Annotated in this window: 14 protein-coding genes; 9 read left to right on the plus strand and 5 right to left on the minus strand. The window is 74.7% G+C overall.

The window, feature by feature from the left end; genetic code table 11:
• The first annotated feature begins 223 nt into the window (after positions 1–223).
• Positions 224–2731, plus strand: a complete 2508-nt coding sequence (gene pcrA, locus CP969_RS23650; protein WP_016824953.1) for a DNA helicase PcrA — start codon at positions 224–226, stop codon at positions 2729–2731.
• A gap of 67 nt (positions 2732–2798) precedes the next feature.
• On the opposite strand, the gene CP969_RS23655 is transcribed toward pcrA, so the two are convergent.
• Together CP969_RS23655 and CP969_RS23660 are read right to left on the minus strand one after the other, a co-directional pair.
• Positions 2799–4382 (minus strand): M23 family metallopeptidase, encoded by a 1584-nt coding sequence (locus tag CP969_RS23655; RefSeq protein WP_026084940.1) that lies wholly within the window; start codon positions 4380–4382, stop codon positions 2799–2801.
• A 352-nt stretch (positions 4383–4734) separates the two neighbouring features.
• Complete coding sequence (locus tag CP969_RS23660; RefSeq protein ID WP_016824951.1) at positions 4735–5598, minus strand: esterase/lipase family protein; 864 nt, start codon at positions 5596–5598, stop codon at positions 4735–4737.
• 470 nt (positions 5599–6068) lie between these two features.
• On the opposite strand from CP969_RS23660, the gene CP969_RS23665 reads away from it, so the two are divergent.
• The gene (locus CP969_RS23665; RefSeq protein ID WP_004984302.1) at positions 6069–6485 is read left to right on the plus strand and encodes a cobalamin B12-binding domain-containing protein; all 417 of its coding nucleotides are present in this window, start codon (positions 6069–6071) and stop codon (positions 6483–6485) included.
• 158 nt (positions 6486–6643) lie between these two features.
• Here the strand turns inward: CP969_RS23665 and CP969_RS23670 are convergent, their stop codons facing one another.
• Together CP969_RS23670 and CP969_RS23675 are read right to left on the minus strand one after the other, a co-directional pair.
• Positions 6644–8272, minus strand: a complete 1629-nt coding sequence (locus CP969_RS23670) for a DUF5691 domain-containing protein (protein WP_016824949.1) — start codon at positions 8270–8272, stop codon at positions 6644–6646.
• A 112-nt stretch (positions 8273–8384) separates the two neighbouring features.
• A complete protein-coding gene (locus tag CP969_RS23675) occupies positions 8385–9740 on the minus strand; it encodes an SWIM zinc finger family protein (protein ID WP_039830947.1) in 1356 nt (451 codons plus the stop codon).
• A gap of 132 nt (positions 9741–9872) precedes the next feature.
• On the opposite strand from CP969_RS23675, the gene CP969_RS23680 reads away from it, so the two are divergent.
• The 6 genes from CP969_RS23680 (at position 9873) to sucD (ending at position 18897) form a co-directional block, all read left to right on the plus strand.
• The gene (locus CP969_RS23680; protein ID WP_016824947.1) at positions 9873–11048 is read left to right on the plus strand and encodes an ATP-binding protein; all 1176 of its coding nucleotides are present in this window, start codon (positions 9873–9875) and stop codon (positions 11046–11048) included.
• Positions 11045–13483: a DUF5682 family protein gene (locus tag CP969_RS23685; RefSeq protein ID WP_016824946.1), complete on the plus strand. Its 2439-nt coding sequence runs from the start codon at positions 11045–11047 to the stop codon at positions 13481–13483. The genes CP969_RS23680 and CP969_RS23685 overlap by 4 nt, the downstream gene beginning before the upstream one ends.
• A gap of 55 nt (positions 13484–13538) precedes the next feature.
• Positions 13539–14702: a VWA domain-containing protein gene (locus CP969_RS23690; RefSeq protein ID WP_016824945.1), complete on the plus strand. Its 1164-nt coding sequence runs from the start codon at positions 13539–13541 to the stop codon at positions 14700–14702.
• 272 nt (positions 14703–14974) lie between these two features.
• Entirely contained in the window at positions 14975–16081 is a 1107-nt protein-coding gene (locus CP969_RS23695; protein WP_144055255.1) for a hypothetical protein, read from the plus strand.
• 728 nt (positions 16082–16809) lie between these two features.
• Positions 16810–17991 (plus strand): ADP-forming succinate--CoA ligase subunit beta, encoded by a 1182-nt coding sequence (sucC, locus tag CP969_RS23700; RefSeq protein ID WP_004984282.1) that lies wholly within the window; start codon positions 16810–16812, stop codon positions 17989–17991.
• A 21-nt stretch (positions 17992–18012) separates the two neighbouring features.
• Complete coding sequence (gene sucD / locus CP969_RS23705; protein WP_016824944.1) at positions 18013–18897, plus strand: succinate--CoA ligase subunit alpha; 885 nt, start codon at positions 18013–18015, stop codon at positions 18895–18897.
• Positions 18898–18991: 94 nt separating this feature from the next.
• Here the strand turns inward: sucD and CP969_RS23710 are convergent, their stop codons facing one another.
• Positions 18992–20230, minus strand: coding sequence for a helix-turn-helix domain-containing protein (locus CP969_RS23710; protein WP_016824943.1), 1239 nt, complete (start codon positions 20228–20230; stop codon positions 18992–18994).
• A 96-nt stretch (positions 20231–20326) separates the two neighbouring features.
• Here CP969_RS23710 and CP969_RS23715 point away from each other — a divergent pair, with 96 nt between their 5' ends.
• A complete protein-coding gene (locus tag CP969_RS23715) occupies positions 20327–22093 on the plus strand; it encodes a cell division protein PerM (RefSeq protein WP_191093699.1) in 1767 nt (588 codons plus the stop codon).
• Positions 22094–22159 lie beyond the last annotated feature (66 nt).

Genomic DNA, 22159 nt, shown 5'->3' on the forward strand with positions numbered 1-22159 from the left:
CCCGCACCGTAGCCAACTCGTGTGGCGCCTGTGAAGGTTGACGGGTGATATGCCCGATACGTTTTCGTGACCTTGCGCGCCGTGTGACCCAGGGTGAGACGGCGGTTCTGAAGCGTGCGCGGGGCGCGGCGGCCGGGACGGCGTGCCGGCGGTCCCGGGAACCTCGGGGATGTTCCCCGGGTGGCCGCGGGCTACCGGTGAGGCGGCCTAGACTCGGAGAGCGATGAGCAGCCTCTTTGACGAAAGCTTCCTGGCCGACCTCCAGGCCCAGCAGGGCCCCGAGGACGAGCCCCCGCCGCCGCCCGAGGACGAGCACGTACCGGAGCCCGTTCCGGACGACCTGTTCGGCGGGAGGTTCGACGTGCCTCCGGAGCGGGAGGCGTACTACCGCGACGGCGCCCCGCGCCCGGCGCTGGACTCCGCCGCCCTCCTGGAGGGGCTGAACGACAACCAGCGCGCCGCCGTCGTGCACTCCGGCTCGCCGCTGCTCATCGTGGCCGGCGCCGGCTCCGGCAAGACCCGTGTGCTCACGCACCGCATCGCGTACCTGCTCGCCGAGCGGGGCGTCCATCCCGGCCAGATCCTCGCGATCACCTTCACCAACAAGGCCGCCGGCGAGATGAAGGAGCGCGTCGAGCAGCTCGTCGGGCCGCGCGCGAACGCGATGTGGGTGATGACCTTCCACAGCGCGTGCGTGCGCATCCTGCGCCGCGAGAGCAAGAAGCTCGGCTTCACCTCGTCGTTCTCGATCTACGACGCCGCCGACTCCAAGCGCCTGATGGCCCTGGTCTGCCGCGACCTGGACCTCGACCCCAAGCGCTTCCCGCCCAAGTCCTTCAGCGCCAAGATCAGCAACCTGAAGAACGAGCTGGTCGACGAGGAGGACTTCGCCGCCCGGGCCGCGGACGGCTTCGAGAAGACCCTCGCCCAGGCCTACGCCCTGTACCAGTCGCGGCTGCGCGAGGCGAACGCCCTGGACTTCGACGACCTGATCATGACGACGGTCAACCTGCTCCGCGCCTTCCCGGACGTCGCCGAGCACTACCGCCGCCGCTTCCGTCATGTTCTCGTCGACGAGTACCAGGACACCAACCACGCCCAGTACGCCCTGGTCAGGGAACTCGTCGGGTCCTCCGAGCAGCCCGTCGACGCACCGGGGAACGCGGGCGAGACGGCGCCCGCCGAGCTGTGCGTGGTGGGCGACGCCGACCAGTCGATCTACGCCTTCCGCGGCGCGACGATCCGCAACATCCTCCAGTTCGAGGAGGACTACCCGGACGCGACGACGATCCTGCTCGAGCAGAACTACCGCTCCACGCAGACCATCCTGGGCGCGGCCAACGCCGTCATCGAGCGCAACGAGTCCCGCCGCCCCAAGAACCTGTGGACCAACGCCGGCGCCGGCGCGCGGATCACCGGATACGTGGCCGACACCGAGCACGACGAGGCCCAGTTCGTCGCCGACGAGATAGACCGCCTCACGGACGCGGGGCAGGCCAAGGCGGGCGACGTCGCCGTCTTCTACCGCACCAACGCCCAGTCCCGTGTCTTCGAGGAGGTCTTCATCCGCGTCGGCCTCCCCTACAAGGTCGTCGGCGGCGTCCGCTTCTACGAGCGCAAGGAGGTCCGGGACGTCCTGGCCTACCTGCGGGTGCTCGCCAACCCCGAGGACTCGGTGCCGCTGCGACGCATCCTCAACGTCCCCAAGCGGGGCATCGGCGACCGGGCGGAAGCCATGATCGACGCCCTCGCCCAGCGCGAGCGGATCAGCTTCCCGCAGGCCCTCGGCCGCGTCGACGAGGCGTACGGCATGGCCGCGCGGTCGGTGAACGCGGTGAAGCGGTTCAACACGCTGATGGAGGACCTCCGGACGATCGCCGAGTCCGGCGCGGGCCCGGCCACCGTCCTGGAGGCGGTCCTCGAACGCACCGGCTACCTCGCCGAGTTGCAGGCCTCCACCGACCCGCAGGACGAGACCCGGATCGAGAACCTCCAGGAACTCGCGGCCGTCGCCCTGGAGTTCGAGCAGGGGCGCGGCGAGGGCGCGGTGCCGCCCGGGGCCACCGCTCCGGGGGGCACCCTGGCCGACTTCCTGGAGCAGGTCGCGCTGGTCGCCGACTCCGACCAGATCCCCGACGAGGACGAGGACGGCTCCGGCGTCATCACGCTGATGACCCTGCACACCGCCAAGGGCCTGGAGTTCCCGGTCGTCTTCCTGACCGGCATGGAGGACGGCGTCTTCCCGCACCTGCGTGCCCTCGGCCAGACCAAGGAGCTGGAGGAGGAGCGGCGCCTGGCGTACGTCGGCATCACCCGCGCGCGGGAGCGGCTGTACCTCACCCGGTCGACGATGCGCAGCGCGTGGGGGCAGCCGTCGTACAACCCGCCCTCGCGCTTCCTGGAGGAGATCCCGGCGACGCACCTGGAGTGGAAGCGGACGGGGGGCGGCTCACCCGCGGCCTCCGGGCCGGTCTCCGGGGTGGCGGCCTCGCTGTCGTCGTCCCGCTCCCGCTCGTCGGCGGCGGGCGCCTCCGGTTTCGCCACCCGCCGGGCCGCGGAGCAGCCCGCCGCGTCGCTGGCGGTCGGGGACCGGGTCACGCACGACCAGTTCGGCCTCGGCACCGTGGTCGCGGTGAAGGGCACGGGCGCGAGCGCGGAGGCGACCATCGACTTCGGGGACGCCAAGCCGAAGCGGCTGCTGCTGCGGTACGCGCCGGTGGAGAAGCTGTGACCGGACGGGTCTGACGCCGCACGGGAGGGCCCCGCGCGGCGGGGTCCTCCCAGTCGGATTCAGTCCGTCACGTCGGGTCCAGTCCGTGGCTGCGCAGCCAGGCGAGCGGGTCGATCGCCGAGCCGCCGCTCGGGCGGACCTCGAAGTGCAGGTGCGGGCCGGTCGAGTTGCCCGAGTTGCCGGAGAGCGCGATCCGGTCGCCGGCCTTCACGGTCGTACCGGAGGGGACCTGGTAGCTGGAGAGGTGGCAGTACCACGTCTCCGTGCCGTCCATCGCGGTCAGGATCACCATGTTGCCGTACGCGCTGTTGTACTGCGTACGGACCGTGCCGTCGGTCGCGGCCAGCACCGGTGTGCCGTAGGACACGGGGAAGTCGATGCCGCTGTGCACCGACATCCAGTTGATGCCGGACTGGCCGTAGTAGGCGCTGAGACCGGGCTGGAGGACCGGGAGCGCGAACTTCGGGCGCAGCCGCTCCTTGCGGGCCGCCTCCTCCGCCGCCTGCTTCCGCTCGGCCTCCTGCTGGGCCCTGAGGTCGATGCGTTCCTGGGTGCGGCTGACCCGGTCGGCGAAGTCGTCCGCTCCGGCGGCGACGCCCTCGAGCTGGGTGTTCAGCTTGACGTTGACGACGGACGGCTTCACCGGCTGCGCGTCCGCCGCGGTCGTCGTCGTCTCCTGCCCGCCCTCGTCGGTCAGATCGCTGACGGAGGCGGCGGCGATCCCGGCGACGCCCATCACGCACGCGGAGGGCACGGCCACCGTCAGCAGCGCGGAGCGCTTGGGGGGCGTACGGCGGCGGGAACGGGATCCGCCGCGCGAGGCCGCGCGCGGCGACGGGACGGGAAGGGCTTCCTGCTGCTCGTCGAGCAGGTGCACCACCGGCAGTTCACCCGTGTCGCCCGAGCCGTCGTGGGCGGGGCCGTCGTAGGGGTCCTGCTCCTCCGGGGCCGGGGAGTCGGAGTCCTGGGCGCGCGGGGGCGCGGGCGCCTGCGGGTCCTCGAACCGCTCGAACGTGGCGGTGGCCTGCTGGTCGAAGGAGTCGGCCCGCGGCTCGTAGGCGTCGGACGCCGACGCGGCGGCGTCACCGTCGGGGTTCCACTGCGTGGCGTCGTAGGCGCCGGTGTCGAAGGCCTGGGTGCCCCAGTCCCACTGCTGGGTCTGATCGGCGGGGTTCCCGGACTGGTCGGGCTGGAGCCAGGCGCCCGCGTCCCACTGGCCGCCGGCGTCGGGCGCGGCGCCCTGCGCCGGGATCAGCGGCACGTGCTGCTGACCGGTGGTCCAGGCCGTCGCGTCGTAGGCGTCGGTGTCGTAGCCGGCGTACTGCTGGGCCTGCGGGGTTCGTTGGGCCGCGTACGCGTCGTACTGCCCGGTGTCGTGGCCGCCCGTGGACCAGGGGGTGCCGCTGTCGTACGCGCCCGTGTCGTGGCCGCCGTCCTGGAGACCGCCGAAGAGGGGGTCGGAGGCGAAGTCCGCGAGGGTCTGACTGCCGGTGCCGAAACCGGTGGGGGCGAAACCGGCGGTGTCGTGTCCGCCGTACGGGGTGAAGTCGCCGTACGGGGCTTCCTGGGTGCCGTACGACGCGTAGGGCGCCGAGGCGGCGTCGGAAGCCGGGGCCGGGGCCATGGTCCCCGACGGGTGACGGTCGTTCACCAACTTCTCTTTCGCCTCGACGACAGGGGCTGGCAGAGCAGTGCGGCGACTGTACCCGGCGGTATGCGGGCGCGACAATCTTCGGCAGGTTTCACGCGCGCAGGAAACGGGCAATCGGTTGCGTTTTGGCGGCCTGCACACGTGTCCTTGGCTCTGTGTTCGATGCCTGTTCGAGGCGATGTGCGGGGTGACGGCTCAAGGGGGCCGTGCCGCAAGGCCGTTGTTCGGGTGAGGGGACCGGCTCTCCCCGGTCGTGGGCGTGTCGCCGGCTCCCGGGTGTGTCGCCCGCCGCCCGCCGCCGGACGGCCAGCCGGGGCCGTCACCTCCGACCCGGACCGCCGCCGGGCCGCCGTCAGGCGACCGTCAGTCCCTCCGCGCGGCCCGTGGCGGGCTCTCCGGGGTGCGCCGTGTCCAGGGCCTGGCGTATGCGGGTCGCCACGGCGGGGTGCACGGGCAGGGCGAGGTGGCCGACGCCGCTCACCCGTACGTTCTGCACGGTCAGGTCCGGGTGCTCGATGCAGGCGGTCTCCAGTGGCTCCATGATGTGGTCGAGGTCGCTCCAGAAGGAGACGAAGTGCGTACGGCAGCCGGGCGCGGGCAGGGCGAGCTCCTCGAGCACCGGTGACCCGGGGCGCATCTGGCGGACGATGGGGTGCGCGTTGGCCAGCGGCGCGACGCGGGTGCCCGAGTGCGGGGTGCCGAGCGTGACGAGCGTCCGCACACGGGCGTCACCGCCCAGCCGCTGCACGTAGTACCGCGCGATCAGCCCTCCGAGGCTGTGTCCGACCACGTCGACCCGCTCGCTGCCCGTGCGCTCGCACACCTGCTCTATGTGCCGGCCGAGCAGTTCGGCCGCGATGCGGATGTCACAGGTCAGCGGCGAGTAGTTGAGCGACTCGATCTGCTGTCTGCCGTGCTGGACGAGGCTGCGGCGCAGCAGGAGGAAGACGGAGCGGTTGTCGATGAAGCCGTGCAGCAGCACGACCGGGGGTTTGGCCTCGGCCGGCAGGCGCGCGGCGCCCGGTGCGAGCGGCACGGTGGCCGGGCCCCGCCGCTCCTGGACGATGCCGGCGGGATAGAGCAGGAGGTGGCCCGCCAGGATCGCGAGCTCCAGGGCGGTGGCCTTCAGCAAGGTCAGGGAGAGATCCGCCAACCGGTCCGGCAGAAGACGCCGGCAGAGCGGCAGAAGGGGAAGAGCTGCCTGGGTGACCTTCATGGCCGACCTCCTGTCGGCACGCGGAGGGACGGCCCTGTCCCCCGTGCGCCCTCCTGGGGAATCGCGACGAGAGCGGTCGACGGTGCGCGCGTGCGAGGCGCGGAGGTGGTGCGGTGGTGCGGAGGCCTCGTAGCGGATTCCCTGTACGCATGGTCCCACCGTTGCCCGTGTGTCGCACGGGCAAGCGGTACGGGGGCCGCGGGGCCCCGGGACGCTGCGTGGCGAACGTGTCCCACCGTGTGATTTCCCCCTCGCTCCGCACCGTGAAACTGCCGGTTGCGGGATGCTGGGGATAACGTTCGTTCACTTCCCCGGCCGATCCGGGCCGGGGTGTCCGCGCCGCGGTGGCACACCCGGGGCGGTGGGTGGCGGAACGTGCGGTACACGCGGTGTGCGCGACGTGTGCGGCACGGTGGATGTGTGCGGTACTTGTCGGTACGGATGGATGTAGTCGCTTCATGGAGGCAGTGATGGGTGTGGCAGCCGGTCCGATCCGCGTGGTGGTGGCCAAGCCGGGGCTCGACGGCCACGATCGCGGGGCCAAGGTGATCGCGCGGGCGCTGCGCGACGCCGGTATGGAGGTCATCTACACCGGGCTCCACCAGACCCCCGAGCAGATCGTCGACACCGCGATCCAGGAGGACGCCGACGCGATCGGCCTGTCCATCCTCTCCGGCGCGCACAACACGCTCTTCGCGGCGGTGATCGACCTGCTCCGGGAGCGGGACGCGGCGGACATCCTGGTCTTCGGCGGCGGGATCATCCCCGAGGCGGACATCGCCCCGCTGAAGGAGAAGGGCGTCGCGGAGATCTTCACCCCGGGCGCGACCACGGCGTCCATCGTGGACTGGGTGCGCGCCAACGTGCGCCAGCCCGCGCAGGCGTAGGCGGCGGTTTCCGGCGGCGGGACCGGGGAGGGCGGCGGTGCCTCCCGGTGAGGGAGGACCGGGGGCGCGGCGGACCCGGCCCGTCGGGGCCTCTGGTTCCCGGCCCGCGCTCCGCGCAACCTCGGTGCCGGGGCCCGCGGTGTCCGGGGCCGCGGTGTTCAGGCTCCCGCCGGGGTCAGCTCCTCCAGCATGACCGCGCGCAGGCGCAGCGTCGTGACCAGGCGCTGGAATGCCTCCGACCAGTAGCTCCCGGCTCCCGGTGACGCGTTCTCCGGCTCGTCCGGTACCGCCAGGAGCGCGTCGAGGCGGCCTGCTTCGCAGGGGTCGAGGCAGCGTTCGGCCAGGCCCATGACTCCGCTGAAACTCCATGGATAACTCCCTGCGTCCCGCGCGATGTTGAGCGCGTCGACCACGGCCCGTCCGAGCGGCGCGGCCCACGGCACCGCGCACACTCCGAGCAGCTGGAAGGCCTCGGACAGGCCGTGTGTCTCGATGAACCCCGCCACCCATGCGGCCCGTTCGGCGGCGCCCAGCGTGCCGAGCAGCTTGGCGCGCTCGGCCAGGGACACCGCCCCCGGGCCGCCGGCCTCCGGCGCGGAGGGCTCACCGAGCAGCGCCCGGGACCACGGGGCGTTCCGCTGCCGCACCGCCGCCCGGCACCATGCCGCGTGCAGTTCGCTCCGCCAGCCGTCCGCCACCGGCAGGGCCATGATCTCCCGGGGCGTGCGCCCGCCGAGCCGCCGCGGCCAGCCGTCGAGCGGTGCCGCCTCCACCAACTGGCCCAGCCACCAGGCCCGCTCCCCCCGGCCCGCCGGGGCCTTGGCCACCACGCCGTCGCGCTCCATGCCCGCGTCGCACTCGTGCGGCGCCTCGACGGTGATCGTCGGCACGTCCCCCGTGTGGTCCACGGCCACACACGTCCCGGCCCTGACCGCCATCCGTGCCGCGAGCGCCGAACCGGGCAGCGCCGACAGCAGCTCCGCGGCCGTCGCCCGCACATTGCGGCTGCGGTCGGCCAGGGCCTGCTCCAGGAAGGGCTCGTCGGCCGGACCGAGACCGCTGCGCAGGGAGTCCAGGAACAGGAGCCGGTCCTGCGCGCGCTCCGTCGCCCAGGTCGCCGCGAGGAGGTCGCGCGCGGCGCCCGGGTCGCGGGAACGCAGGGCGGTGAGGAGCGCGACCCGTTCCGCGAAGAGGCCCTCCTGCCAGAGCCGCTCGACTCCCTCGGGGTCGCCGGCACCGGGCACGGAGGTGCCCCCGCCCGGTGTCGAGCGCAGGGCGAACCGCCAGTCCGGATTGAGCCGGGCCAGCCACAGGGCGCGCGGCCCCGCGAACCGCAGGGTCGCCGGGCGCAGGTCCGTACGCCCCCGCGCGGCGTCGAGCAGGGCGGGCAACGCGGCGGGGGGCGCGGCGAACCCGCGGGCGTTCGCCGCCGCCAGCCACTGGGGCAGCAGCTCCATGAGATCCGGTGCGGAGCCCCGGCGGCCACCGCCGGAGGTGCCGGGACGGTCGGAGAGCAGCAGCGCGAGCCGGCGGGCGGCGGCGGGCGGCAGCGGTGGACGCGGATCCTGCGGGGCGGGCCGCGGACGCCGGGCCGCCCGGGCCGGCCGCAGTCCGGCGCGTCGCCGCACGGTCGCCGCGGCCGCCGCGTCCAGCAGCGCCACCGGTGCCCCGGGGCCGGGCGTGCAGCCCGCCGGTGTGCGCCGGTCGGTGCCCAGCAGGGCCGTGGTGACCAGGTCCTCCCAGGCGTCCGGGAGGGACGGGCCCGCGGCGGCGGTGGTCCTGCTCATGAGCTTCCTTTCCGTCGGGCGTCCCGGAGCGGTCGAAGACTCACGTGCACCGAGTGTCCAGTGATGCCCGAAAAATTCATGAGGCCGGTGGGGACGGGGGCCGAGGCCCTGCTCAGCACAGCGACACCACCTCATCGGCCCCCTCCGGCCATGCCGCCAAAGGGGTGAATCCCCGGTGGCCGCACTCGCCGAAGACCGTGACCGGGGCGCCGCCCGACAGGGCGACCAGGCGCCACAGGCCGGGGCGGGACCGCGCGGCCGGGGCGACCGGCAGGGCCGTGTCCCCGTCGGCGTCCGCCAACTGCCAGCCGTCACCGTCCGGGACCGGTACCACCCGGTCCAGGGTCACCGGGACCGAGTCCAGCCAGGGGTCGTCGCACAGCGCCTCGCCGTAGCGGGCGACCGCCCGGGCCGTCGTCGTCCCCGGTGGCCGCGCCGCCGTGGGCGCGGGCGGCGCGAACCGCTCGCCCAGGGCCGCCCGCGGCTGCCCCGCGCCCGGATACGCGGACAGCTCCGCGTCCAGGGCCAGCCCGACCGGCAGGGCGATCTCGGGGGCGCGGCCCGCGGCGCCGTAGGAGAGGAGCAGTGCCGTGCGCCGCGAGTCCGTGCCGTACAGCCAGATGCGGCGGGTGGTCAGGCGGGCGTCCGCCGTGTCGTACTGGGCGAGGACCAGCCAGCGGTCCCGTACCGGCGGGCCGTCCGCCGAGGCGGGCAGGCCGATGCGGGAGCGGACCGTCGCGGCGAGGCCCTCCGGCAGCCGCTCGCGGTGCAGCCAGCCCCGGCCGAGGAGGTGGAGCAGCGCGCACTCCTCCAGCAGCCGCACCGGCCAGTCCGGCCCGGTGCCCGGCAGCGCCCCCAACTCCCGCACCCGGGCGGCCAGCCCCGGTGCCTGGGCGTCGACCATGCGGGCCGCCGTCTCCTCCCACAGGCCGTCCCCGGATCGCTCCGCCGCCGCCAGTCCGCCGCGGAGCAGATCCGCCAGGCGCTGCTCCAGTTCCGCCGCGCCCGCGGTGACCCGCTCGGCCCGGCGCTCCGCCCTGCGCCGCGCCGCCTCCGGGTCGGCGGACCCGGACGGGGGCCCCGGGGAGTCCGCGGTCCGTTCCCGCTCCGCGCTCCCGCGCCGGCCCGCGAGCCACCGCTCCGCCCACTCCGGAGCCTCCGCCCGCGGCACCGCCCCGTCTCCGCCCGCCCAGAGCAGCAGCAGGCCGAGCGCGTGCTTGCACGGGGACCTACGACTCGGGCAACTGCACCGGTACGCGGGCCCGGAGGGGTCCGCGACGTCGACGACCGTCCGGTACGGCTCGCTGCCGCTGCCCCCGCACAGCCCCCACACCGCCCCCTCGTCGGACCGGCCGGCCCCGGACCACGGGCCGGCCGCACCGAGTCTGCCTCCCGCTTCGCGCGACGCGGTGTCGGGTGCCAGTGCCAGCACCCGGTCCGCGGTCCAGCGCACCCCCTGCTGAGTCATGCCGCCGACGTTATGTCCCGCCACTGACAATCGCTCCGGTGAGCGGATCTTCGCAGGTCAGCGCGATTGTCAGTGGCGTGGTGCACGGTGGGTGGCAGATCCGAACCGGCCGAGCTGGAGGGGGACTCAGCCATGCCTGCGCCCGTTGAACAGACGTCCGTCGACCCGAGCCGGAACGGCTCCGCGCCCGCGAACCCGGGCACGGACGCCACCCGTCCCGCCCCGGGGCCACAGGCGCTGCGGCCGCACGCGGAGGACGCCTTCGCCGCCGAACTCGCCGCGCTGGCGGCCCAGGACGACCGCCCGCGCCCGGTCCGCTGGCGGCTCTCGCCGTGGGCCGTCGCGACCTACCTGCTCGGCGGCACCCTGCCGGACGGCACGGTGATCACACCGAAGTACGTCGGCCCGCGCCGCATCGTCGAGGTCGCCGTGTCCACGCTCGCCACCGACCGCGCCCTGCTGCTGCTCGGTGTGCCCGGCACCGCGAAGACATGGGTGTCCGAGCACCTGGCCGCGGCGGTCAGCGGCGACTCGACCCTGCTGGTGCAGGGCACGGCGGGCACACCGGAGGAGGCCGTCCGCTACGGCTGGAACTACGCCCGGCTGCTCGCCCAGGGCCCCAGCCGCGACGCCCTGGTGCCCAGCCCGGTGATGCGGGCCATGGCGGAGGGGACGACGGCCCGCGTCGAGGAGCTGACCCGCATGCCGGCCGACGTCCAGGACACGCTCATCACCATCCTGTCGGAGAAGACCCTGCCCATACCGGAGCTGGGCGAGGAGGTGCAGGCGGTCCGCGGCTTCAACCTGATCGCCACGGCCAACGACCGCGACCGCGGGGTCAACGACCTGTCCAGCGCCCTGCGCCGCCGCTTCAACACCGTGGTGCTGCCGCTGCCGGAGACACCCGAGGCGGAGGTCGACATCGTCTCGCGCCGGGTGGACCAGATCGGCCGCTCCCTCGACCTGCCGGCCGTGCCCGACGGCATCGACGAGATCCGCCGTGTCGTCACCGTCTTCCGCGAGCTGCGCGACGGGATCACCACCGACGGCCGGACGAAGCTGAAGTCGCCCAGCGGCACGCTGTCGACCGCCGAGGCGATCTCCGTCGTCACCCACGGACTGGCCCTCGCCGCCCACTTCGGCGACGGCGTACTGCGGGCCGGGGACGTCGCCGCGGGCATCCTCGGCGCGGTCGTCCGCGACCCGGCGGCGGACCGCGTCGTCTGGCAGGAGTACCTGGAGACCGTCGTCCGTGAGCGCGACGGCTGGAAGGACTTCTACCGGGCCTGCCGGGAGGCCGGCGCGTGAGCGAGGGGGCGAGGGGCACGGACCGGGGGCCGGCCGGGCCGCTGCTGCTCGGGGTGCGGCACCACGGGCCGGGGTCGGCGCGGGCGGTGCGTGCGGCGCTGGACGAGGCCCGGCCGGGGATCGTGCTGATCGAGGGGCCGCCCGAGGCCGATCCGCTGATCCCGCTCGCCGCGGAGGAGGACATGCGGCCGCCGGTCGCCCTGCTCGCCCACGCCGTGGACGAGCCCGGCCGCTCGGCCTTCTGGCCGCTGGCCGAGTTCTCCCCGGAGTGGGTCGCGATCCGCTGGGCGCTGGAGCACGCGGTCCCGGCCCGCTTCATCGACCTGCCGGCCGCCCACACGCTGGCGTGGGGGAAGGACACGGGGGCGGACGGGACGGACGGACCGGGACCCGGCTCCGGCCCCGGTGACGAGCCCGGCGCCGCGGAGGAGCCCGGCACCGGGGACGGCGCCGGGCCGGGTGCCGAGGCGCGGGTCGATCCGCTGGGGGCGCTCGCCGGTGCCGCCGGGTACGACGACCCCGAGCGGTGGTGGGAGGACGTCGTCGAGCACCGGGGCGTGGGAAAGGGCGACGCGCTCGCGCCGTTCACCGCGCTGGAGGAGGCCATGACGGCCCTGCGGGAGACGTACGGCGGCGGGGGACACGACCGGGACCCGGTGCGCGAGGCGTACATGCGCCTCCAGGTCCGGGCCGCGCGGCGGGAGTTCGAGGACGGCGTGGCCGTGGTGTGCGGGGCCTGGCACGTGCCCGCGTTGCGGCGGCGCACCACCGTCGCCGCCGACCGGGCCGTGCTGAAGGGACTGCCCAAGGTCAGGACGGACATGACCTGGGTGCCCTGGACCCACCGCAGGCTGTCCCGGGCGAGCGGATACGGCGCGGGCATCGACTCCCCGGGCTGGTACGGGCACCTGTTCGAGGCCCCGGACCGGCCGGTCGAGCGGTGGATGACCAAGGTGGCGGGACTGCTGCGGGACGAGGACCGGATCGTGTCGTCCGCGCACGTCATCGAGGCCGTACGACTGGCGGGGACACTGGCCGCGGTGCGGGGCCGGCCGCTGCCCGGGCTGGGCGAGACGACCGACGCGGTGCGGGCGGTGATGTGCGAGGGCTCCGACGTTCCGCTGGCGCTGGTGCACGACCGGCTGGTCGTCGGGGACGTCCTGGGGGAGGTGCCGGCGACGGCGCCCGCCGTGCCGTTGCAGCGGGACCTCGCGCGGGCCCGGCGCAGGCTGCGGCTGAAGCCGGAGGCCGCGGAGCGGGAGCTGGAGCTCGACCTGCGCAAGGAGATCGACGCCGGACGCAGCAGGCTGCTGCACCGGCTGCGGCTGCTCGGCATCGCATGGGGCGAGCCGGCCGCCTCGCGCGGGAGCACGGGCACCTTCCGGGAGGCGTGGCGGCTGCGCTGGGAGCCGGAGCTGTCCGTGCGGGTCGCCGAGGCCGGGGTGTGGGGGACGACCGTGCTCGCCGCCGCGACGGCCAGGACCGAGGCGGACGCCGCCGCCGCGCAGGGCCTCGCCGAGGTCACCGGGCTCGCCGAGCGCTGCCTGCTGGCCGACCTGCCCGACGCGCTGCCCACGGTGATGCGGATCCTCGCCGACCGGGCCGCCCTGGACACCGACGTCGGTCACCTCGCCCGGGCCCTGCCCGCCCTGGTGCGCTCGCTGCGGTACGGCGATGTGCGCGGCACGGACACCGCGGCGCTGGCCGAGGTCGCCGCCGGGCTCGCCGAGCGGATCTTCGTCGGGCTGCCCCCGGCCTGTGCCGGACTGGACGCGGACGCCGCCGAGGAGATGCGGCACCGTCTCGACGCGGTGCACGGGGCGGTGGGCCTCCTCGGCGACACCCCCGCGCCCGGCCACGGGGACCTGCGCGCCCGCTGGCGGTCGGTGCTGCGGAGGCTCACCGCACGGGACACCGTGCCCGGCGTCATCCGGGGGCGGTCCGTGCGGCTGCTGCTGGACGACGGGGAGCTGGCGCAGGACGAGGCGGCGCGGCTGATGGGCCTGGTGCTGTCGCCGGGCACGCCGCCGGCGGACGCGGCCGCGTGGATCGAGGGCTTCGTCGTCGGCGGCGGCTCCGGGGGCGGGATGCTCCTGGTCCACGACGAACGGCTGCTCGGGCTGGTCGACGCGTGGCTGACGGGGGTGCCGGCGGAGGCGTTCACGGACGTACTGCCGTTGCTGCGGCGGACGTTCTCGGCGTACGAGCCGGGGGTGCGGCGCACCCTCGGCGAACTGGTCCGGCGCGGACCGGGGGCCCGGGGGAGCACGGTGACCGCCGGTTCCGGCGCACCCGGCTTCGCGCCCGACCTCGACACCGCGCGCGCGGACGCCGTACTGCCGGTCGTGCGGCTGCTGCTGGGGCAGGGCGGGGACGAGGGAGGCGACGGGGGCGAGGGGGAAGCGCGTGCCGGCCCGGCGGGGGCGGTGCGATGAGGGCCCCACGACCACAGCGACACCACGACACCGGCGGCCACAGGGGGAGAGGCGCATGACGACCACGACGACGGATCCGGCACCGGAGCGGCTGCGGCGGTGGCGGCTGGTGCTCGGCGGGGACGGGGCCGACGGGACCGGGTGCGCGCTGTCCGGGCGGGACGCCGCGATGGACGGCGCCCTCTCCGCGCTCTACGGCAAGGGGGGCGAGCCGCAGACGGGACGGGAGCGTGCGGCGGGCCTCGGGGCGTCGGCGCCCTCGGTGGCGCGCTGGCTCAGGGACATCCGGACCTACTTCCCCTCCTCCGTCGTCCGGGTCATGCAGCGCGACGCCATCGACCGGCTCGGACTGGCCACCCTGCTGCTGGAACCGGAGATGCTCGAGGCGGTCGAGGCCGACGTCCACCTCGTCGGCACGCTGCTGTCGCTCGGCAAGGCGATGCCGGAGACGACGAAGGAGACGGCACGGGCGGTCGTGCGCAAGGTCGTCGAGGACCTGGAGGAGCGGCTCGCCACCCGCACCCGGGCCGCCCTCACCGGCGCCCTCGACCGCAGTGCCCGCACCGACCGGCCGCGCCACCACGACATCGACTGGAACCGCACGATCGCGGCCAACCTCAAGCACTACCTCCCGGAGTACCGGACGGTCGTGCCGGAGCGGCTCGTCGGCCACGGGCGTGCCGCGCGGTCGGTGAAGAAGGAGATCGTCCTCTGCATCGACCAGTCCGGGTCGATGGCGGCGTCCGTCGTCCACGCGTCGGTGTTCGGGGCGGTGCTCGCGTCCATGCGGTCGATCAGCACGCGGCTCGTCGTCTTCGACACGGCGGTCGTCGACCTCACCGACCGGCTCGACGACCCCGTCGACGTGCTCTTCGGCGTCCGGCTCGGCGGCGGTACGGACATCAACCGGGCGCTGGCGTACTGCCAGTCGCGGATCACCCGGCCCGCGGAGACGGTGGTCGTGCTGATCAGCGACCTCTACGAAGGGGGGATCCGCGACGAGATGCTCAAACGGGTCGCGGCGATGAAGGCGTCGGGGGTGCAGTTCGTGGCGCTGCTCGCGCTCTCCGACGAGGGGGCGCCCGCGTACGACCGCGAGCACGCGGCGGCGCTGGCCGGGCTGGGCGCGCCGGCGTTCGCCTGTACGCCCGACCTGTTCCCGGAGGTGATGGCGGCGGCGATCGAGAAGCGGCCGTTGCCGATACCGGATACGGCGTGAGCCGGGGCGGCGGGACGGGCCGGAGGGGCGGGTCGGAGGGACGGGGCGGTGGCGCTCTGCCACCCGTCGTCGTCCGTCGCGCACCGGCCGAAACGGACATGACCGGCCATCGGTGACGGAGGGCTTGCGTTCCCTCGGGAGGCGCGTGCGAAGATCGGCGCCGTTCGATTCCGAATGCGTGAGGCGTCCCCCTCACCGTTCGACCACTCGACGTCTCACGCGACGCGCGACGCGTCTCTCCCCGCCCCGCCGCTCGGGAGGAACCGCCCCTCTTGTCCTGGTCAGCAGCGTTGTTCGGTGCCGCTTCGCGCGTGCTGCGCGCCGCGGCCGGGCGGCGCGCGCTCGAAGCGGTGCTGCTGGTGGGCGCGGTGTTCGTGTTCGGGGTGTTGTGCGGGGAGCGGGCGCAGGCGGCGGACGGCGTGCCGAGGGAGCCCTCGTCGCCCTCCCTTTCCGCCGACACCGTCGAGGCCGTGGTGTCCCCTCCGGTGAACGGCGTCCGGGCGGCGCGACTGAGCGGTGAGGCCCGGCGGGCCGTCACATCGGTCACCTTGACCACACCCGCCACTCTGACCGCGCCGGACACCCCCGACACCCCGGACACCCCGGACACCCCGGATGTCCCGGCCGCACCGGCCGACTCCCGGAAGCGCGGGGCGGCCGACCCGGCCCGTCCGCTGGCCGGGCCCCTGACCGGAGCCGTGGGTGAGCGGGCCGTGCGGCCGGTCGGGGAACTGGTGGGCGCGGTGACGGGCCGGCTGGCCACGTCCCCGGGGAAATCGACCCTGCTGCCCGTGCTGCCTGAGCTGCCTGAGCTGCCCGTGCTGCCTGAGCTGCCCGTGCTGCCTGAGCCGCCCGAGCTGACGCGGCCCGCTCCGCTGCCGGGCCTTCCGGAGGCGCCCACGGTTCCTGGGCACACCCTCCCCGCGCCGCTCACGCCCGACCCGGAGCCGGGGGCGCCCGCTCCGCGGCCGGAAAGCCCGACCACCTCGACGCCACCGACACCGCCGACACCACCGGCACCTCCGTCGGCCGGCCCGTCCGTCCCGGACGGACGGGCCGGAACCGCGGTGCCCGTCGCGTCCGTCCCGGAAGCCGCCGACGCAGGCGGTGCGACGCGCGGCGGCGACGGACACGGGCACGGGCACGGCACCCTACGGGACGCCGTGCACACCGACCCGGCACCGGAACCCCATGCCCCCGGCGTTCCCGGCGACCGGCCGGACGGGACGGTGGGCAACGGCACGCCGCGGCACGGCGACACACCCGCCGTGACCCCGTGCCCCCACCCGTCGCCCCGGCTCGTCCCCGGAGCCGTCGAGCGCACCGAGGTGACCGGGACACAGGACCGGTACCGGGACGTCCCCGTCTCACCCGCTTAGGGGCGACCGCTTCTCCCGCCGTGCGCGCGTCCGTGCGAGGACATGACGGACCAGTCCGTCCGGACGCCCGCCCGTGGCCGGCCGAACGTCCTCCGTGTCCGACTCCGTGCCCCGACGGCCGGACCCCGCGGTCCCCGGCCTCCGGGCGCGTCCGGGCCGACGAGGGCGTACCCGCCGGTCACGCGATCACGCGGTCACACGATCAGGTCACGCGGTCACACGATCACGCGGTCGCCGGAGCCGAGGGCCTCGCCGAGTCGGCCACCCCGCGTGCGACCCGTACCTGACTCACGAGTAATAAATGACTCCGCGGGGCATCAGACCTCGGACGACCGAAAGCCGACGGCGCGTCCGGTCGAAACCCCGCGGACGGGGTGATCGGCCTCCATTGGGGTGGAGGCGGAGCGCCCGCACCCCGGGAGAGTGTGGCGTTCGCCGCTCCTCCGGGCTGTTCCACGGGCCTCACCGGGTCAACCCCAGCCCGGTGAGGCCCTTTACCGTCGGCACGCCGTGCCAGGGAGGACGGCATCATGTGACAGGTATCACCGCTCACGTGTGACCCGCGATTTAGAGAGGCCCGCCGTGCGGCGATAACCTGCGAGATGGACATGCCGCGCGCTCGGACACCGTGTGCGCCTCCCTTGTGACAACAGCGGACGTCACGTTGCCCTTCGCGGCACGCCCACGCATCCAACGAACCGCGAGATCACTGATAGGGACGGAAGCGCGTGGACCTGTTCGAGTACCAGGCGAGGGACCTCTTCGCCAAGCACGGTGTACCGGTGCTGGCCGGTGAAGTCATCGACACGCCTGAGGCGGCGCGCGAGATCACCGAGCGCCTGGGCGGCAAGTCGGTCGTCAAGGCCCAGGTGAAGGTCGGTGGTCGCGGCAAGGCCGGTGGTGTCAAGCTGGCCGCCACCCCGGACGAGGCCGTCGCCCGCGCGACGGACATCCTCGGCATGGACATCAAGGGCCACACGGTCCACAAGGTGATGATCGCCGAGACCGCTCCGGAGATCGTCGAGGAGTACTACGTCTCCTTCCTCCTCGACCGCGCCAACCGCACCTTCCTCTCCATCGCCTCCGTCGAGGGCGGCATGGACATCGAGGAGGTCGCGGCCACCCGCCCCGAGGCCGTCGCCAAGATCGCGATCGACGCCATCGACGGCGTGGACAAGGCCAAGGCCCAGGAGATCGCGGCCGCCGCGAAGTTCCCGGCCGAGGTCGCCGACCAGGTCGCCGACGTCCTCGTCAAGCTGTGGGAGGTCTTCGTCAAGGAGGACGCCCTCCTGGTCGAGGTCAACCCGCTCGCCAAGGTCGCCTCCGGTGACGTCCTCGCCCTCGACGGCAAGGTGTCCCTGGACGACAACGCCGAGTTCCGTCACCCCGAGTTCGAGGAGCTCCAGGACAAGGCCGCGGCGAACCCGCTCGAGGCCGCCGCCAAGGAGAAGAACCTCAACTATGTCAAGCTCGACGGCGAGGTCGGCATCATCGGCAACGGCGCCGGTCTCGTCATGAGCACCCTGGACGTCGTCGCCTACGCCGGCGAGGCCCACAAGGGCGTCAAGCCCGCCAACTTCCTGGACATCGGCGGCGGCGCCTCCGCCGAGGTCATGGCGAACGGCCTCGAGATCATCCTCGGCGACCCGGACGTCAAGTCCGTCTTCGTCAACGTCTTCGGCGGCATCACCGCCTGCGACGCCGTCGCCAACGGCATCGTGCAGGCCCTGGAGCTGCTCAAGAGCAAGGGCGAAGAGGTCGACAAGCCGCTGGTCGTGCGCCTCGACGGCAACAACGCCGAGCTGGGCCGCAAGATCCTCACCGACGCCAACCACCCGCTCGTTCAGCAGGTGGACACCATGGACGGCGCGGCCGACAAGGCCGCCGAGCTGGCTGCTGCCGCGAAGTAAGGGACGAGGTCACACAACACCATGGCTATCTTCCTCACCAAGGAATCCAAGGTCATCGTCCAGGGCATGACCGGCTCCGAGGGCCAGAAGCACACCCGGCGCATGCTGGCCTCCGGCACCAACATCGTCGGTGGCGTGAACCCGCGCAAGGCGGGCACCAGCGTCGACTTCGACGGCACCGAGGTACCGGTCTTCGGCACCGTCAAGGAGGCCATCGAGAAGACCGGCGCCGACGTCACGGTCATCTTCGTCCCGGAGAAGTTCACCAAGGACGCGGTCATCGAGGCCATCGACGCCGAGATCCCGCTCGCGGTCGTCATCACCGAGGGCATCGCGGTGCACGACACCGCCTCCTTCTGGGCGTACGCCGGCAAGAAGGGCAACAAGACCCGCATCATCGGCCCGAACTGCCCCGGTCTGATCACCCCGGGTCAGTCGAACGCCGGCATCATCCCGGCCGACATCACCAAGCCTGGCCGCATCGGCCTGGTCTCCAAGTCCGGCACGCTGACGTACCAGATGATGTACGAGCTGCGCGACATCGGCTTCTCCACCTGCATCGGCATCGGCGGTGACCCGATCATCGGCACCACCCACATCGACGCCCTGAAGGCCTTCCAGGACGACCCCGACACCGACCTGATCGTCATGATCGGCGAGATCGGCGGCGACGCCGAGGAGCGGGCCGCGGCCTTCATCAAGGAGAACGTGACCAAGCCGGTCGTCGGCTACGTCGCGGGCTTCACCGCGCCCGAGGGCAAGACCATGGGCCACGCCGGCGCCATCGTCTCCGGCTCCTCCGGCACGGCCCAGGCGAAGAAGGAGGCCCTCGAGGCCGCCGGCGTCAAGGTCGGCAAGACGCCGACCGAGACGGCGAAGCTGGCGCGCGCCGTCCTCGGAGGCTGAGCACGGCCGCGCGGGCCGGGACCCGCACGGCGCGGACGGGCCCGTTCCCCCAGGGGGACGGGCCCGTCCGCGTTCCCCGGTCCGGCGCGGAGCCTCACCGCGGCTGCGGCGCCAGCCGCTCCGGTCCGTGCAGCAGTTCCTCCCGGAGCTTGGCGCGCAGCTTCCGCTGCTTTTCCGACAGCGGGCCGGGAGCCACCCTCGGCGGTACGTCCCGGACCGTCTCTCCGGGCGGCACCGACGGCTCGTGGCCGGCCGGAGGGGTGCGCAGGGAGAGCGCCGTGGTGCCGAGCAGGACGGCCACGAAGGCGAGGGCGAACCGGGTCCAGAAGCGGGCCCGGCGCTCGCAGCCGTCGCGCGCCGCCGGCGGTCCGGCCGTCCGCAGCGGCTCGGTGGAGGCCAGCTCGGCCAGCCGCCGGTGCAGCACCCGCGGCTCCGACAGTTCCGGCAGCCGGGCGGCGATGGCCCGGCGTGCGTGCAGCAGCCGGCCGGCGGTCGCCGGGGTGCTGGCCTCCGTCTCCGCGGCCGTGTCGGGCAGACCGAGGCCGACCCCGTCGTGCAGCAGGAGCGCGCGGCGGTACGACGGCGGGAGCCGCAGCACGACCTTCAGCAGGGCGCGGTCGGACGCGTCGGAGAGCGGCGGTTCGGGACGCCGGTGGCGGGGACGGAACCGGTGCCAGGGGGAGAGCGCCCACTCGTGCGCCGCCGCGCGCACCCAGCCGGCCGGGTCCGGGTCGCGGGCCACCTCGGGCCAGCGCTCCCAGGCCAGCTGGAAGGCCCGCTCCACGGACTCGCGCGCCAGGCCGCGACGGCCGGTCAGCAGATACGCCTGCCGGACGAGGGAGGGGGCGCAGAACGAGTACAGCGCGTCGAAGGCCTGAACGGGTGTCAGATCGGACACCGGCCCGAGGGGGTCCTCCTCCTCGGGCGGAGCCCACGAGGGAACCCTCGGCGAGAACGGCGAGAACGGCGAGAACGGCGGGGGCGTCTGGGTGAACGCCGAGGGCTTCGCCGCGGCCCGGCCGCGGCGTCCGCCGGAGACGGTCTTCGCCGGGCCCACCGCCACCACGGCCGCGTCCGGCTCCTCCGGGCCACCGGCCGGGGCGGACCCCGGGGCCCCCGTACGCGTCGGGGACTCCGCCAAGGCGGCCAGCAGCTTCGCGTACGCCTCCCGGTTCCGGCCGCGCGGCGTGGTGCGGCCGGACTCCCACGCGCGCACCGTCCCGATGGCGACGCCCAGGCGCGCGGCGAGCTGATCGGGTGTCAGCGAGCCCGCCTCCCGCAGGCGCCGGCGTTCCTCGAGCGGGGGAAGGGGGGTGGCAGGCCTCCGTGTCACCGGTCACCCCTCCGGGCAAGAAAGTACATAAACGTATATTGAGCGACACAGCGGGGCTTGGCCCGTTACACGGAGAAGGCGCGTGTCGTTGGGAGCATGGCGGACGTGATCCAGACGACCGTTCGCCGATCGACACCGGCCCTCCTGCTCACCCGGGTGCGCGGCCGCTCGCCCGGACTGGCCGCCGGCCTCCTCGGCGGCGTCCTCGCGGCCGGGCTGGGGCTCGCGGCGTTCGCCGTGCTCGTGATCCTGCTGTGGATCAGCTCGCCCTACCCCGACAGCGGAGCGGACGGCGCGCTGCGCATCGCGGCGGCGCTGTGGCTGCTGGCGCACGGCGCCGAACTCGTCCGCGCCGACACGCTCTCCGGCCTCCCCGCACCCGTGGGCGTCCCGCCGTTGCTGCTGCTCGCGCTGCCGGTGTGGCTGCTGCACCGGGCGGCCCGCGACGCCGCGGACGGGGACGCGACGGGCGGTGCCCCGCTCACCCCCGGCCGGACGGTGTGGGCGGGCGTCGTCCTCGGCTACCTCGCCGTCGGCGCGTCCGCCGCGCTCTACGCCGCGGGCGGGGTGCTGCGGCCCGCGTGGGCGTCGGCCGGGGTGTGGGTGCCGCTGGTCGCCGCGGTGGCCGCCGGGGCCGGGGTGCGGACGGCGTACGGCGGTCCGAACGGACCGCTGGAGCGGGCGCTGGGCAGGGTGCTGCCGAGGGAGGCGCGCCACCTGGTCCTCGGCCCGGACGGCCGCCCCGGCGTCGCGGCCAGGGCGGCGGTGGCCGGCACGGCGGTCCTGGTCGGGGGCGGGGCGCTGCTGCTGGCGGTGTCGCTGGGCTGGCACGGCGGGGAGGCCCAGAGGACCTTCCTGCAGCTCACCGAGGACTGGTCGGGGCGGCTGGCGGTGCTGCTGCTCGGCATCGCGCTGGTGCCGAACGCCGCGGTGTGGGCGGCGGCGTACGCCCTCGGACCCGGTTTCCTCCTCGGCACCGGCACCCTCGTGACCCCGCTCTCCTCCGCCCCCACCCCGCTGTTGCCGCCGTTCCCGCTGCTCGCGGCGGTACCGGACGCGGGGGCGGGCACACCGGTGAACTGGGCGGCCGGGGCGGTGCCGGTGCTGGCCGGGGCGGTCACGGGATGGTGCGTGGGACGGGGCGCGACGAGGAGCGGGGACGGCAGGGGACCGGAGGGGAGGGGGCCGGACGGGAGGGAACCGCGGGGCGAGCGGTCCGGGCGGTCGCCCGGCGCGTCCTGGTCGCGCGGCCGGACCGCCCGTGCGGCGGTCCTGGCGGCCGTGCTGTGCGCGGTCCTGCTGGCGGTGCTCGCGGCGCTCGCGGGCGGGCCGCTGGGCGTGGCCGCGCTCTCCCGGTTCGGGCCGGTGTGGTGGCAGGTGGGGGGCGCGACGCTGGTCTGGGTCGCACTGGTGGCGGTCGTGACGGCGCTGGTGGTGCGGGCCTGGCGGTGCCGCACCACCAGCGACGGGCGGGCGGAACGGGCGGAACGGACGCCGGGGATCGTCGGGCCGCGCGGAGAGCCGCACGGGGGCGGACCGAAGGGCGGCGGTCCCGCGGCCGGCCGACGGCCCCGGGTGTCGTGGCGCCGGGCTCGGGCCGCAGGGGCCCGCGCCGCAGAGGCCCCGGAGGACGACCGGGCGGTCACGGACGAGCGGGGGCCGCGGGCGGCATGGCGCTCGCTACGGACCGGGGGCGCCCGTTTCACGCGGGCCCCGAAGGCCCCACCGGCCACGGACAGGGGTGCGGACGGGGGCGGCGGTGACTGCGGCCCCTACGACTTCCTGCACGACGATTTCCCGCACGACGACTTCCCGCCCGCCGGCCCCCCTCCCGCCCCGCCCGGACCGGTCCGCGAACCGTGACCCGGCGGCCCGTCCAGAGCCCCGGGCCGCCCGTCCCCGGGCCGCCCGCCGGGCGGCCCCGACCTG

The organism is Streptomyces viridosporus T7A, from assembly GCF_008704515.1.
In the GTDB taxonomy this organism is placed as follows: domain Bacteria; phylum Actinomycetota; class Actinomycetes; order Streptomycetales; family Streptomycetaceae; genus Streptomyces; species Streptomyces viridosporus.